Genomic DNA, 14722 nt, shown 5'->3' on the forward strand with positions numbered 1-14722 from the left:
GATGCTTAAGACAATGCAAAAACACGGTCTTATTCTGGCGCTGTTTGCCGCAGGCTCGACGGGTCTGACGGCGGCTATCAACCAGTTGACGAAAGGAACCATCGACGAGCAGGCCGCGTTGCAGCAAAAGCAGCTGTTTGATCAGGTGCTCCCTGCAGAATGGTATGACAACGATTTACAAAAAAGCTGCTATCAGGTGACGGCGCCGGAACTGGGCAAAGGTGTGCATCATCTTTATATTGCCCGTAAGGATGATCGCCCGGTCGCGGCAGTGATTGAAGCGACAGCGCCGGATGGCTATTCCGGCGCGATCCAGTTACTGGTCGGCGCGGATTTCAAAGGTACCGTATTGGGTACCCGCGTAACGGAACACCATGAAACACCGGGCCTCGGCGACAAGATAGAACTGCGCCTGTCCGACTGGATCACCCGTTTCTCTGGCAAAGTCATTCATGGTGCGGATGACAGTCACTGGGCGGTGAAGAAAGATGGTGGTGATTTCGACCAGTTTACCGGGGCGACCATCACCCCTCGCGCGGTGGTGAATGCCGTGAAACGAGCCGGTTTGTATGCGCAGACGCTGCCTGCGCAACTTCCTGAACTGCGCGCCTGTGGAGAGTAAGACCATGAGCGAAATAAAAGATGTTATCGTCCAGGGGCTGTGGAAAAACAACTCCTCCCTGGTGCAGTTGCTGGGTCTGTGTCCCCTGCTGGCGGTCACCTCAACGGCCACTAACGCGCTGGGGTTAGGTCTCGCCACAACGCTGGTATTGACCCTGACCAACCTGTTTATTTCTTTGCTACGCCACTGGACGCCGCCGGAGATCCGCATCCCCATCTACGTGATGATTATCGCCTCGGTGGTGAGCGCGGTGCAGATGCTGATCAACGCGTACGCTTTCGGTCTGTACCAGTCGCTGGGGATTTTCATCCCGTTGATCGTGACCAACTGTATTGTGGTCGGTCGCGCCGAAGCGTTTGCCGCCAAAAAAGGCCCGGCGCTTTCTGCCCTGGATGGGTTTTCTATCGGGATGGGCGCGACCTGCGCCATGTTCGTTCTCGGCTCGCTGCGTGAAATTATTGGTAACGGAACGCTGTTTGACGGTGCCGATGGTTTGCTGGGCAACTGGGCAAAAGTGTTGCGCATTGAAGTCTTCCATACCGATTCGCCGTTCCTGCTGGCGATGCTCCCCCCTGGCGCATTTATCGGGCTCGGCATGTTGCTGGCACTGAAATACCTGATTGATGAACGTGCGAAGCAGCGTAAAGCGAAACGTGACGCAATTGTTACAGCACCTTCAACAGATGCCACAGGGAAGATCGGATGAACAAAGCAAAACGACTTGAGATCCTCACCCGGCTGCGGGAAAACAACCCTCACCCGACCACTGAACTGAATTTCGGCTCACCGTTTGAGTTGCTGATCGCAGTGCTGCTTTCCGCACAGGCCACCGACGTCAGTGTCAATAAAGCGACGGCAAAGCTCTACCCGGTGGCGAACACCCCGCAGGCGATGCTTGAGCTTGGCGTCGAGGGCGTGAAGTCATACATCAAAACTATCGGTCTGTTTAACAGTAAAGCCGAAAACGTGATTAAAACCAGCCGTATTCTGCTTGAGCAGCATGGTGGTCAGGTGCCGGAAGACAGAGCGGCGCTGGAAGCGCTGCCCGGTGTCGGCCGCAAAACCGCCAATGTGGTGCTGAACACGGCCTTCGGCTGGCCCACCATCGCCGTGGATACGCATATTTTTCGCGTCTGTAACCGCACGCAGTTTGCGCCAGGTAAAAACGTGGAGCAGGTCGAAGAAAAGCTGCTGAAAGTGGTGCCGGCAGAATATAAGGTGGATTGCCATCACTGGTTGATCCTCCACGGACGCTACACCTGTATCGCCCGGAAACCCCGCTGTGGCTCCTGCATTATTGAAGATCTGTGTGAATACAAAGAGAAAGTTGATCTCTGACGATGCATCCTATGGTGCAGCGTCTGCTGCACCCGCGTTGCTTATTCCTCTTATCCCCTCTTTTCCTGCCAGGTTTTCCGAAAAACACCGACGCATTCTCTGCCTGTTAAACGTGCAGTCAGGTTAATCGTTTTTTTCTAAGTAAAAATTTCTATATAAGTGTGAAGTCGATCACCTGTGCAACACAGTGTTAATTTTATGTTGCGTGAAAGCCGCGAAATGGCTGGCTTAACAACTGGTTTTCATTTCACCGCCGGACAATTCACCAGCATTTTTTATGAATCCAGCCCATATCACTAACTTTTCGCCTTTATAGCAGAACATATCGCCACAACCCCAATGTGAGCGGCTTTTCGCAGTGGAAAAAACCACCAAATCATAAACAATGAAATTTAACGCTAAATAACATTTGGATGACCGGACGATTATACCACCCCGCTTATGTGTAACAGAGTATTACAAAGCACTTGCCTGGCGGGACAGGATAGTGAACATTACCCCGCGTTTCTCCTCCAAATATAACTATAAGGCGGGTACGTTTTTCGGTATCACGCCCGGAATTCCCCATTTAATATGGGACGTAAAAAAAGAGGTATATGTGTCAACTGCAAACAATAAACCAGCAGAAAGCGTTAGTCTGAATGCTTTCAAGCAACCGAAAGCGTTCTATCTCATCTTTTCTATCGAATTATGGGAACGTTTTGGTTACTACGGCCTGCAAGGGATCATGGCCGTTTACCTGGTTAAACAACTGGGTATGTCTGAAGCGGATTCAATTACATTGTTCTCTTCCTTTAGCGCACTGGTTTACGGTCTTGTAGCGATCGGCGGCTGGCTGGGCGATAAAGTTCTGGGTACAAAACGCGTTATCATGCTGGGCGCTATCGTCCTGGCCATTGGTTATGCGCTGGTCGCGTGGTCGGGTCACAACGCCGCGATCGTCTATATGGGGATGGCGACCATCGCCGTCGGTAACGGCCTGTTCAAAGCCAACCCGTCTTCCCTGCTTTCTACCTGCTACGAGAAAAATGACCCGCGTCTGGACGGTGCATTCACCATGTACTACATGTCCGTGAACATCGGTTCTTTCTTCTCTATGCTGGCAACTCCGTGGCTGGCGGTAAAATTCGGCTGGAGCGTCGCGTTCGCACTGAGCGTAGTCGGTATGCTGATCACCGTAGTGAACTTTGCGTTCTGCCAGAAATGGGTGAAACAGTACGGTTCTAAACCAGACTTTGCGCCAGTTAATATGGGCAAACTGCTGGCAACAATCGCGGGTGTTGTGGTTCTGGTGGCGATTGCAACCTGGCTGCTGCACAATCAGGGTATCGCACGTATCGCGCTGGGCGTGATTGCGCTGGGTATCGTGTGCATCTTCGCGAAAGAAGCATTCGCCATGCAGGGTGCGGCGCGTCGTAAGATGATCGTTGCCTTCATCCTGATGCTTGAAGCGGTTGTCTTCTTCGTTCTGTACAGCCAGATGCCGACCTCACTGAACTTCTTCGCGATTCGTAACGTTGAGCACTCTATCCTGGGTATCGCGTTCGAGCCGGAACAGTATCAGGCGCTGAACCCGTTCTGGATCATGATTGGTAGCCCGATCCTCGCGGCAATCTATAACAAGATGGGTGACCGTCTGCCGATGCCGCACAAATTTGCGATCGGCATGATGCTGTGTTCTGGTGCGTTCCTGGTGCTGCCGCTGGGTGCCAAATTCGCGACTGATGCCGGTATTGTTTCCGTAAATTGGCTGATCCTGAGCTACGCGCTGCAGTCCATCGGTGAACTGATGATCTCCGGTCTGGGTCTGGCGATGGTGGCACAGCTGGTGCCGCAGCGTCTGATGGGCTTCATTATGGGTAGCTGGTTCCTGACCACTGCTGGTGCCGCGATTATCGCGGGTAAAATCGCCAACCTGATGGCCGTACCGGAAAACGTGACTGATCCGCTGATGTCGCTGGAAGTGTATGGCCGCGTCTTCCTGCAGATTGGTATTGCGACCGCCGTCATTACTGTGCTGATGATGCTCACCGCGCCGAAGCTTAATCGCATGACGCAGGATAATGACAAATCAGCAGAAGCGAGCGAAACTGCGACTGCGTAATGTCATCGGGAAACGAATAAAATTAAGCCGCTAACCTCTTGTTGGCGGCTTTTTTTTTACCTCAATGGGCACTAACATAATGCAAACCGCAGCCAAAAGGAGTTACCCATGAAGTTGTTTTATAAACCCGGTGCGTGCTCGCTCGCATCACACATCGTATTGCGTGAGAGTGGTCTGGACTTCACGCTGGAAGGTGTGGATCTGGCGAAAAAACGGCTGGAAAACGGCGATGATTATCTGAAGGTAAATCCCAAGGGCCAGGTACCGGCTCTGCTGCTTGATGATGAGACGCTCCTGACGGAAGGCGTGGCGATTATGCAGTACATTGCCGACCGTGTGCCCGATCGCCAGCTACTGGCGGCAACCGACACCCTTAAACGTTACAAAACGCTGGAATGGCTGAATTACGTCGCCACCGAGCTGCATAAAAGTTTTACCCCGCTGTTTCGCCCGGACACGCCGGAAGAGTACAAACCGACCGTCCGCGCGCTGCTGGAGAAAAAGCTGCAGTACATTAACGAATCGCTGAAAGATGAGCAGTGGATTTGCGGCCCGCGTTTCTCCATCGCCGATGCCTATCTGTTTACCGTGCTGCGCTGGGCGCGTGGGGTGAAGCTGAATATGGAAGGATTAAGCCATGTGGCTTCGTATATGGAACGTGTTGCGGCACGCCCTGCGGTAACGGCGGCCATGAAAGCGGAAGGGTTGAACTAACAATTAGCCTGACGGCGCTGCGCTTGCACTGGCCTGCACGTTTTGCATGCCGGGTAAGCGCAGCGTCACCCGGCCTGATTTAAAAAAACCGATTACTTCCAGCTGATCAGACAGTAATTCTTTTTACCGCGGCGCAATAACGTGTAGCGCCCGAACAGACGATCATTGTCGGTAAAGGTGTATTCCGGATCAGCCTGTTTTTCACCGTTGATGGTGACGGCATTGGAAGCCACTGTTTTACGTGCCTGACCGCGTGACGGTTGCAACTCAGAATCCACCAGCGCCTGCAGCAGATCGGCGTCTTTGGTCATTTCAATCATCGGCACGCCGTCCTGCGCCAGTTGTTCGAAATCCGCTTCGCTGAGATCACTCAGTGTACCGTTGAACAGGCTTTCGGTGATGCGTTTCGCCGCCGCCAGACCTTCTTCACCATGCACCAGACGGGTGACTTCATCCGCCAGCACGTACTGCGCGCGCGGCGCTTTACCGCTGTTTTTATCTTCTTCTTCCAGAGCATTGATCGCTTCAATGTCCATAAAGGTGAAGAATTTAAGGAAGCGATAAACGTCGGCATCCGCGGTGTTGATCCAGAACTGATAGAACTTGTACGGACTGGTTTTCTTCGGATCCAGCCACACCGCGCCACCTTCGGTTTTACCAAATTTGGTGCCATCCGCTTTGGTGATCAGCGGTACGGTCAGACCGAATGCCTGGTTCTGATGCAGACGACGGGTCAGATCGATGCCCGACGTGATGTTGCCCCACTGGTCGGAACCGCCAATTTGCAGCACGACACCATGCAGCTTGTTCAGGCAGGCAAAGTCATAACCCTGCAGCAGGTTGTAGGAGAATTCGGTGAAAGAAATCCCGACATCGTCGCGATTCAGACGCTGTTTCACCGCTTCTTTGTTGATCATCTGGTTAACAGAGAAGTGCTTACCGATATCACGCAGGAAGGTCAGCACGTTCATGTTGCCGAACCAGTCATAGTTGTTCGCCGCGATAGCGGAGTTGCTGCCGCAATCGAAATCGAGGAACGGCGACACCTGCTTGCGGATTTTATCCACCCACTCCTGCACGGTCTCTTCGGTATTCAGCTTGCGCTCGGTCGCTTTGAAGCTTGGATCGCCAATCAGCCCCGTCGCGCCGCCCACCAGCGCAACCGGCTTGTGACCCGCCAGCTGGAAGCGTTTCAGGCATAACAAAGGAACAAGATGCCCCAAATGCAAGCTGTCAGCGGTAGGATCGAAGCCGCAATAGAGCGCGATCGGGCCTTGCGCCAGTCGCTCTGCTAACGCTTCCTCGTCCGTCACCTGAGCCACCAGGCCCCGCTCTTGCAATTGTTTAATCAAGTTACTGCTTGCCATCAAATTCTCCATCTATAAACGGACTGCACCTCTGCCGGTACACGACTTTTCGTCAGATACGAAAGTTCCATAGAATAAAGCGCCAGCCCTTCTTGTACCAGCGCTTAACGCAACATTTTTAGGGTTTATGGCGCAAGGCGATCGATTTTCCAGGCGTCGCTATCTCGCTGATATAAAAAACGGTCGTGCAGGCGGTGTTCACCTCCCTGCCAGAATTCCATTTGCTCGATGCTGACGCGGAAACCGCCCCAGAAACTCGGCAACGGGATTTCACCCTGCTGAAACTTTTGCTTCAGTTCGAGGAATTTGCTTTCAAGGATCCCGCGCGCGGAAATGCGGCTCGACTGTTTGGATACCCAGGCGCCAATCTGGCTGTCGCGCGGACGGCTGTGGAAGTATTTCACCACTTCCAGCGTGGAGAGTTTTTCGGCTTTGCCGATGACCATCACCTGACGTTCCAGCATATGCCAGGGAAACAGCAGGCTGATCCGCGGATTCTGTTCAATCTGATGCGCTTTGCGGCTGCCGAGGTTGGTGTAGAACACCAGCCCTTTTTCATCATAGTGTTTGAGTAACACAATACGCTGATAAGGCTGACCGTGTTCATCAACGGTCGCCACTACCATTGCCGTCGGATCGGCGAGTTTTGCGTCGCAGGCCTGGCGTAACCAGCGTTCGAAAAGGGTTAACGGTTCTTCGGGAAGATCGCGGCGACGAAGGCCGCCACGGGTGTATTCTCTGCGCAGATGCGCGATTTGTTGCAGTTCGTCATTATCAGGCATGGCGTTCGAAATCATCATCGTTGGGAGGTATTATTGTGCCCTCCCTGCCTGAAAATCTCAACGTTGCGGATTTTGTAACTGGCAGTTATTCAGGACAATGCGGTCACGTTTGTAGACGGTTGCCGAGTCCCCTTTCGACCAGAAAACATATACGCCGTCGGTGTAACGGGCGCCGGAAGCGGAAAGCCCCTGTTTCAGGGTACGCAGCTGGTTGTCATAAATGAAACTAACTTCTTCACGGGTGTTATTGAGTTTGACGGTGAGCGGTTTTTCGTCGCACTGGTATTCCAGTTTGTCTGTCTGCATGCGCTCGACAAACTGGTTATAGTAGCTACAGCCCGCAAGCATGAAGGGAATAACGGCAATCAGTAGTTTTTTCATGGTCGATCCTGATGACTTTCCTGGTCCTGGAGGGCAATGCCCTCCGTGAATAATTCCATTTTAACCACAGCATTATCATCAGGATTTCAGTTAACTCTGATTCTTGCGCGGGTTCGCCGGGTAAATCGCCCCCAGCACGGACGCCTCCGCCGCACCGGTGACCGACGGCAGATTGCCCGGCAGTCCGGCGATCGTGCGCCACGCAAGCCAGGCGAACGCCAGCGCTTCCATGTCATCGCCGCTGATACCCGCGTCGTCGGTGGTGGTGACTTCCGTGCCCGGCAGCATGCCTGCCAGCCGCGCCATCAACAGCGGGTTACGGCTGCCGCCGCCACACACTAACAACCGCTCGCAACCACCGCTCAGCAGTACCTGTTCGCTGATGGTAATTGCCGTCAGCTCCGCCAGCGTCGCCTGTACATCCTGCGGTTGCAGACCCGGATGTCGCATCAGATGCCGCTCGAGCCAGCTCAGATTGAAATACTCGCGGCCCGTGCTTTTTGGCGCGGGTAAGGCAAAGAACGGATCGCTCAGCATGTCCTGTAACAGCGACAGGATCACTTTCCCGCTTCCCGCCCATTCCGCGTCTTTATCGTAAGGTTTGCCGCGCTGACGCCAGATCCACGCGTCCATCAGCATATTCCCCGGCCCGGTGTCATAGCCGCGCACCGGCTGACCAGGAATGAGTAAAGACAGGTTGGCGATACCACCGATATTCAGCACCATGCGTCGTTCCACCGGATGGGCCAGCAGCGCGTTATGGAACGCCGGAACCAGCGGCGCGCCCTGTCCGCCAAGTGCCATATCGCGACGGCGAAAATCCCCCACGACGGTGACGCCGGTGCGCGCTACAATCTGGTTGTTATCGCCAATTTGCATGGTATGCGCGGCGGGGCCGACCGGCTCGTGCCAGACCGTCTGCCCGTGGCAGCCAATGGCGACGATATCTTCTGCCAGCAACCGCTCCTGGCTCATCAGCGCCAGCACGGCATCCGCAAACAGGCGCCCCAGTTGTACGTCGAGACGCCCCAGTTGCGAAAGCGTCAGTTGCTGTCCCTGGCAAATGCCCAACACGGCTTCTTTCAGCGGCGCGGGGATCGGATAAGTCAGACTGGCCTGTTGTGCGACCATCGTTTCATCAATGGCGGCAAGTACGACATCCACTCCATCAAGGCTGGTGCCTGACATTACGCCAATATAGCGACCCGATTTCATATGCCTTCCTTAGTAAGGTTTTGAGAATTAACACTCCACCATAAAGCGTTTCGCATTGCTACGATGCAATAATAGTTTTTAACAATCCCTCGCGGAAAACACGAATGCGTTGTAGTCAATTTTTACACCGGGGTAATATCCACGCTCGTTTATCTTTGGTTAAATGTGCTTTCGCTATTATTTTTTGATTTGCAGACAGATCAGATGCCCTGCTGCGAGCAAATACCATATAATTGCATGATGATGGATGCTCGACCGAGCGTTACATGTGAACAGGAGATTCATGAATGATGTTACGTATTTTAGCCGTTTCTATGGTGGGTTTATCACTGGCTGGCTGTGTCAGTAGCAGTGGCCTGTCCGGAGATGTGTATACCGCATCCGAGGCCAAACAGGTTCAGAACGTGACCTACGGAACCATTGTCCACGTGCGTCCGGTCCAGATTCAGGGTGGTAATGACACCAACGCCATCGGTGCCATTGGCGGTGCTGTTCTGGGTGGTTTCCTGGGCAATACTATCGGCGGTGGTACAGGTCGATCGCTGGCGACAGCGGCCGGTGCCGTGGCGGGTGGCGTTGCAGGCCAGGGCGTTCAGGGTGCCATGAACAAAACCCAGGGCGTTGAACTGGAAATCCGCAAAGATGACGGCAATACCATTATGGTGGTCCAGAAACAGGGTGATACCCGCTTCTCTGCCGGGCAGCGCGTCGCCATGGCCAGCAATGGCAGCCAGGTAACTGTTTCCCCGCGTTAATCTCTTCCCGCGTGGCGCGCCCTGCGCCACGCTTTCCCGGTTTTACCTGCCCTGACAATTTTTTATTGTTGCTTAATCTTACAAACAAATGATTACTCTAAAAATGGCGTTCGGAATTTTCGCGAATGCTTTATTTGTTCAGGCGCAATATTTTCTGATAAATAAAAAGATAAACTCTCTTTGACGCGGGAAGGATACCTGCACAATTTGGGCTGTATATTGCAGTCCGCTTACATTGAGAATGTCTATTATGCTTAACACCACGCGACATTGTTTACGCCACGTCTTTTTATTCATTACTATTTGTATTGCCGCTGTTTTTATCTTCTTTTACCTGTCAATGTTAACCCTAAGACATACGCCTGGTATCAGCACTGTCGTATTTCCGACGATGACGATATTTCTGTTAGTGTTTCATACAATGGTCGCAGGCTTCATGCTTATGAAGTATATCTGTGAAAAGCAGCGACTGTATCTGATGCCCATCGCCTGCGCCTTCGCTGGCTCCGCCCTGCTGATGCTGGGCACACTCAGCAGCTATCCACAGTGGTATCTTTGCACCGCGGGGCGCTCAATTAATTACAATGATGCGATTATTTTTTACTTTTTCCGTAACATTATGATGGCAACATTGTTTGTCGCCGCGGCCATATTATTCAGATTTCGTAAGCATAATATGCATGCACGACACATTCATGCATGCATATTATTTGCCACTATCATATTCACCGCATCAATGATTTTGCTCTCCTGGTTTTACTCCAGTAAATCCTCATTAGTCAGCGTGAATTTCATTGATAATTTAACCTATACCTTCACGCCGTTGTGGAGAGATATTATTGGCTGGTGTCTGGTGGCGATGTGGTGCGTCACCCTCGTAATATTGGTCCATATTTCACGGCTGCGAAATATATTCTGGTACAGCGGCGGTTTCTTTTGCGTCTGTTTTATCGTCACGCTCACGGTGTTACTGTCATCCGATCACAGCGCGGGTTATACCTGGTATCAGGCGCGTTTTATTGAAACCGTCACCACGCTATTCCTGATTTTTGTCCTGCTGTGCGATGTGTTCAATCTCTACCGCGAATCTCACGATAAATACCTCGATTCCTATCAAAATTCGATTCGCGAGCCGCTGACCCGACTCTACAACCGCAGCTACTTTTACGATACGTTGACGCAACAACTGCCTGGCACAACCCCTGCCCGTCAACTGTCGGTCATCGTCAGCGATCTTGACCGCTTTAAACGCATTAACGACCAGTACGGGCATTTACAGGGTGATAAGGTGATCCAGTTTGTCTCTGGCGTGTTGCAGAACGCCGTGCGCGAAGAGGACGTTGCCGCGAGGATCGGCGGCGAGGAATTTGCCCTGCTGCTGACCAATACCTCCGCCGATGAAGCGCTGAATGTCGCCGAACGCATCCGCCAGACCATTTGCCAGCAGGATCCGCAAAACAGCGGCGGCCAGCTTCCGGAGCCGGTCACCATCAGCATGGGGGTCTTTACCGCGACGGAATATGATTTATCCGCCGAAGAGTGCGTGCAGCGCGCCGATCAGGCGATGTACGCCGCCAAAGAGGCGGGACGCAATCGTGTGGTGGTCTGGCAGTAAAGCAGAAAAAGAAAGGCCCTGCGAGTGCAAGGCCTTTTAGTTATTCCGGGTACGGCGTTGCTCAGTCTCTTGCCTGCAGCTCGAGAATGTTTTGCTCAATACGTGAAATCAGATTGAGCAGCATGTTCAGTTCATCCGCGGTAATTCCAGACAGAATTTCACCGCGCGTTTTCCTGATCACCGCCTCCATCTCTTCAATCAGCGGCTCAGCTTTCTCAGTGAGCTTAATGCGCTTAGCACGACGATCGCTTGCACATGTCTGGCGAGAGATGAGTCCTTTCTCCTCCAGTTGGTCAAGCGTTCTCACCAGTGACGGTTGCTCGATGCCAATCGCTTTAGCCAGTTGAATTTGCGACTGCTCCGGGGGAAGCTGATGAATATTGTGCAGCGTCACCCAATGCGTTTGCGTCAATTCCAGAGGTTTCAGGCGATGGTCAATCAGAGCACGCCAGATGCGCACTAACCGAGCCAGATCAGAACCTAATGGCGATTCCAATTTCATCTCCTTATAATTAGCTTGCTAAGTTATTATACTGATTTTAAGATAGTGTGCAGCATTTAACATACCAAAACAATGTATTGCCTTCTTAACGCAAACCAAAGCAATGATTTATACTCTCAATAGTTATAAATGCGTTTTGCCGATGTGGATCCCACAATTGGCCTCTTACTTCGTCCAGGCAAAGGATTTCTGCTCGTGATGTTAACATTCACTGCGTCAGGATTGCCCCTTCAGGATCTGGTGCTTGGCGCATCAATCTACTTTCCCCCATTGTTCAAAGCTGTCCTGTTGGGCTTTCTGATCTGGCTTGTCGCCCACCGCCAGTTACGCGACTGGATGTACGCGGGCGATATCTGGCATCCCATGCTGATGGATCTCTCTTTATTCGCGCTGTCCGTATGTCTGGCGCTGGTACTTATTGTGTCGTGGTGATGCCTGATGATAAAAAAACTCAAATATTTCTCGACCTTACTCATCGCCGCCATCGCCCTGGTGATTGTCTGGCTGGTGTGGAATTACTACATGCAATCGCCCTGGACGCGCGACGGCAAAGTGCGTGCCGAACAGGTCAGCATCACGCCGCAGGTTTCAGGAAGTATTCAGGCGATAAATGTAAAAGATAACCAGCTGGTGAAAGCCGGCGACGTGCTGTTTCGCATTGACGATACGCCATACAACATTGCGGTGCTGAATGCCCAGGCGGAGCTGGCAAAGGCGCAGACCGATCTGGTGAAAGCCAACCACGAGGCCACCCGCCGTCGCAACCTGCCACAAAACTACATTTCCGCTGAAGATCTCGATACGGCAAACGTCACGGTGAAAGCGGCGAAAGCCTCTGTCGATGCGGCGCAGGCTTCACTGGAACACGCCCGCTGGCAACTGGCGCAGACGGTCGTCAAAGCGCCGGTCGACGGCTGGGTGACGAACCTCTCCACCCGCGTCGGCAGCTATGCCACTGAAGGCCAACCGGTTTTTGCACTGGTCGACAGCCACTCGTTTTATGTCATTGGCTATTTTGAAGAGACAAAACTGCGGCATATCCGCGCGGGCGACCGCGCTGATATTATCCTGTACAGCAACAATCAAACGTTACACGGTCACGTTTCCAGCATCGGGCGCGCCATTTATGATCAGAGCGTAGAGAGCGACAGCGGCCTGGTGGCCGACATCAAACCCAACATTCCCTGGGTACGGCTGGCGCAGCGCGTCCCGGTACGCATTGAATTTGAAAAACTGCCGCCAGATATCACCCTGGTCTCAGGCACCACCTGTACCGTTGCGGTCGGCAGGAACGAATGACCTTTCCTGCCCTGACGTGTCACTCACTGCCGTGGATTAAAGCCTCGCGGCCGCAATGGCGATACGCTCTGCGTAACGGCATCGCCATGTGTCTTGCGCTCAGCATTGCTTATTACCTGAACCTCGACGAGCCGTACTGGGCGATGACCTCGGCGGCGGTCGTCAGTTTTCCCACGGTCGGCGGGGTGATCAGCAAAAGTTTTGGCCGTATCGCCGGGAGTCTGTTCGGCGCGACAGCCGCACTGATCATTGCCGGTCATACACTGACTGATCCCTGGTTTTTTCTTTTCAGCATGTCGGCGTGGATTGCGCTCTGCACCTGGGCCTGCGCGATGTTCACCAACAACGTCGCCTACGCCTTCCAGCTGGCCGGTTACACCTGCGCGATTATCGCCTTCCCGGTGATCAACGTGGTGGACCCGACCGAACTGTGGGACATCGCCCAGGCACGTGTCTGCGAAGTGATTGTCGGGATCCTGTGTGGTGGCACGATGATGATGATCATGCCCAGCACCTCCGACGGCACCGCACTGCTGACCGCGCTAAAAAATATGCACACCCGGCTGCTGGAGCATGCCAGTCTGCTGTGGCAGCCCGACACCACCGACGCCATCCGTATCGCTCATCAAAGCATTATCAGCCAGATCCTGACCACCAACCTGCTGCGCATTCAGGCGTTCTGGAGTCATTACCGTTTCCGCCGCCAGAACAGTCTGCTCAACTACCTGCTGCACCAGCAACTGCGGCTGATCAGCGTCATTTCCAGCCTGCGACGGCTGCTGCTGAACTGGCCGACGCCGCCGGACAATGTCCGTCCGGTGATCGACGCGTTATTGCTGGAACTTGCCCGGCCCGGAAGCGATTTTTACAGCGTTTCCCGCATCATCGCGCCGCTGGCGCCGACCAGCCCACAGGATTACCGCCATCATGCATTCTGGCACCGGTTGCGTTATTTCTGCCGCCTGTATCTGAAAAACAGCGACTGGCTTAACCGGCTGGGAAACGCCACTGCCATCACCGAGTTTGACGTACCACAGGCACCCGCGCTGGCGCGGCATACCGATCATGCCGAAGCGCTGTGGAACGGGGTCCGCACCTTTTGCGCACTGGTGGCCGTTGGCGCCTGGAGCATCACGACGCAATGGGATTCCGGCGCTTCCGCCCTGACGCTGGCGTCTATCTGTTGCGTGCTCTATTCCGCCTCGCCGTCACCGTTCAATTCGCTGACTCTGCTGATGCGCACGCTTATCCTGCTGTCGCTGTTCAGCTTTATCGTCAAATTTGGCCTGATGGTGCAGATCACCGAGCTGTGGCAGTTTCTGCTGTTTCTGTTTCCGCTGCTCACTACCATGCAACTACTCAAACTGCAGATGCCAAAACTGGCGGGCTTATGGGGGCAACTGATTGTCTTTATGGGTTCGTTCATCGCGGTGACTAACCCACCAGTGTATGATTTTGGCGATTTCCTCAATGACAATCTGGCCAAAATTCTTGGTGTGGGGCTGGCATGGACGGCCTTTGCGATTCTGCGCCCTGGCTCGGATGCACGGAAAAGTCGTCGCCATATTCATGCGTTACGGCGTCACTTTGTTGACCAACTCAGTCGCCGCCCCGCCCATTCAGAACATGAATTTGAATCGCTGGTTTATCATCACATCAGCCAGTTGAGTAACAGTAAAGACGCGCTGGCGCGCCGCTGGCTGCTGCGCTGGGGTGTGGTGTTGCTCAACTGCTCGCATGTGGTCTGGCAGTTACGCGAATGGGAAGCGCGGTCAGACCCGCTGTCACAGGTGCGTGACCTCTGTATTTCGCTGTTGCGGGATGTGATGAGCGAGCGCGGTGTCCAGCACCGGCCACTGGCGTCATCGTTACAGGAATTGCAACGGATTTGCGATACGCTGGCGAAACATCACCAGCCAGCGGCGCGGGAACTGGCGTCGCTGATCTGGCGGCTGTACTGCTCTCTTTCACAGCTCGAACAGGCACCGCCGGATGGGGCCATTGCGGAGTGAAATACGCTCACTCCGC

At 53.6% G+C, this 14722-nt stretch carries 15 protein-coding genes; 10 read left to right on the top strand and 5 right to left on the bottom strand.

The features are described 5' to 3' along the window. The first annotated feature begins 1 nt into the window (after position 1). From rsxG to gstA, 5 genes are all read left to right on the top strand, one after another. Positions 2-622: an electron transport complex subunit RsxG gene (gene rsxG / locus AOY23_RS18490; RefSeq protein WP_054180763.1), complete on the top strand. Its 621-nt coding sequence runs from the start codon at positions 2-4 to the stop codon at positions 620-622. 4 nt (positions 623-626) lie between these two features. Then, positions 627-1328 carry an electron transport complex subunit E gene (locus AOY23_RS18495; RefSeq protein ID WP_054180764.1) on the top strand — a complete coding sequence of 234 codons (702 nt, stop codon included), beginning with the start codon at positions 627-629 and terminating at the stop codon, positions 1326-1328. Continuing rightward, positions 1325-1960 (top strand): endonuclease III, encoded by a 636-nt coding sequence (nth, locus tag AOY23_RS18500; RefSeq protein ID WP_054180765.1) that lies wholly within the window; start codon positions 1325-1327, stop codon positions 1958-1960. The genes AOY23_RS18495 and nth overlap by 4 nt, the downstream gene beginning before the upstream one ends. A gap of 598 nt (positions 1961-2558) precedes the next feature. Beyond that, positions 2559-4064, top strand: coding sequence for a dipeptide/tripeptide permease DtpA (dtpA, locus tag AOY23_RS18505; RefSeq protein WP_054180890.1), 1506 nt, complete (start codon positions 2559-2561; stop codon positions 4062-4064). Between the two features lie 108 nt (positions 4065-4172). Then, positions 4173-4778, top strand: coding sequence for a glutathione transferase GstA (gstA, locus tag AOY23_RS18510; RefSeq protein ID WP_054180766.1), 606 nt, complete (start codon positions 4173-4175; stop codon positions 4776-4778). A 92-nt stretch (positions 4779-4870) separates the two neighbouring features. Here gstA and tyrS read toward each other — a convergent pair whose 3' ends face one another. The 4 genes from tyrS to anmK all read right to left on the bottom strand — a co-directional run bounded on the left by tyrS (position 4871) and on the right by anmK (position 8523). Then, positions 4871-6145: a tyrosine--tRNA ligase gene (gene tyrS / locus AOY23_RS18515; RefSeq protein WP_054180767.1), complete on the bottom strand. Its 1275-nt coding sequence runs from the start codon at positions 6143-6145 to the stop codon at positions 4871-4873. A gap of 125 nt (positions 6146-6270) precedes the next feature. After that, the gene (gene pdxH, locus AOY23_RS18520; RefSeq protein ID WP_054180891.1) at positions 6271-6927 is read right to left on the bottom strand and encodes a pyridoxamine 5'-phosphate oxidase; all 657 of its coding nucleotides are present in this window, start codon (positions 6925-6927) and stop codon (positions 6271-6273) included. 57 nt (positions 6928-6984) lie between these two features. Next, positions 6985-7308 (bottom strand): C-type lysozyme inhibitor, encoded by a 324-nt coding sequence (mliC, locus tag AOY23_RS18525; RefSeq protein ID WP_054180768.1) that lies wholly within the window; start codon positions 7306-7308, stop codon positions 6985-6987. Between the two features lie 90 nt (positions 7309-7398). After that, positions 7399-8523 (bottom strand): anhydro-N-acetylmuramic acid kinase, encoded by a 1125-nt coding sequence (gene anmK / locus AOY23_RS18530; protein ID WP_054180769.1) that lies wholly within the window; start codon positions 8521-8523, stop codon positions 7399-7401. Between the two features lie 287 nt (positions 8524-8810). Between anmK and slyB the strand changes: the two genes are divergently transcribed. Together slyB and AOY23_RS18540 are read left to right on the top strand one after the other, a co-directional pair. Next, the gene (gene slyB, locus AOY23_RS18535) at positions 8811-9278 is read left to right on the top strand and encodes an outer membrane lipoprotein SlyB (protein ID WP_038153976.1); all 468 of its coding nucleotides are present in this window, start codon (positions 8811-8813) and stop codon (positions 9276-9278) included. Between the two features lie 250 nt (positions 9279-9528). Then, positions 9529-10893, top strand: coding sequence for a sensor domain-containing diguanylate cyclase (locus AOY23_RS18540; RefSeq protein ID WP_054180770.1), 1365 nt, complete (start codon positions 9529-9531; stop codon positions 10891-10893). A gap of 61 nt (positions 10894-10954) precedes the next feature. On the opposite strand, the gene slyA is transcribed toward AOY23_RS18540, so the two are convergent. Beyond that, positions 10955-11395: a transcriptional regulator SlyA gene (gene slyA / locus AOY23_RS18545; protein ID WP_054180771.1), complete on the bottom strand. Its 441-nt coding sequence runs from the start codon at positions 11393-11395 to the stop codon at positions 10955-10957. Between the two features lie 198 nt (positions 11396-11593). Between slyA and AOY23_RS18550 the strand changes: the two genes are divergently transcribed. Genes AOY23_RS18550 through AOY23_RS18560 form a run of 3 tightly spaced genes read left to right on the top strand, consistent with a single transcriptional unit; the run spans position 11594 to position 14706 of the window. After that, positions 11594-11827 carry a DUF1656 domain-containing protein gene (locus tag AOY23_RS18550; RefSeq protein WP_152958624.1) on the top strand — a complete coding sequence of 78 codons (234 nt, stop codon included), beginning with the start codon at positions 11594-11596 and terminating at the stop codon, positions 11825-11827. A gap of 6 nt (positions 11828-11833) precedes the next feature. Continuing rightward, positions 11834-12694 (top strand): efflux RND transporter periplasmic adaptor subunit, encoded by an 861-nt coding sequence (locus AOY23_RS18555; RefSeq protein ID WP_407830035.1) that lies wholly within the window; start codon positions 11834-11836, stop codon positions 12692-12694. Further along, on the top strand, positions 12691-14706 hold the full coding sequence (locus tag AOY23_RS18560; protein WP_054180773.1) for an FUSC family protein: 2016 nt from the start codon (positions 12691-12693) through the stop codon (positions 14704-14706). Before AOY23_RS18555 ends, AOY23_RS18560 begins: the two co-directional genes overlap by 4 nt. Positions 14707-14722 lie beyond the last annotated feature (16 nt).

The organism is Trabulsiella odontotermitis (assembly GCF_001297775.1).
Taxonomy (GTDB): domain Bacteria; phylum Pseudomonadota; class Gammaproteobacteria; order Enterobacterales; family Enterobacteriaceae; genus Trabulsiella; species Trabulsiella odontotermitis.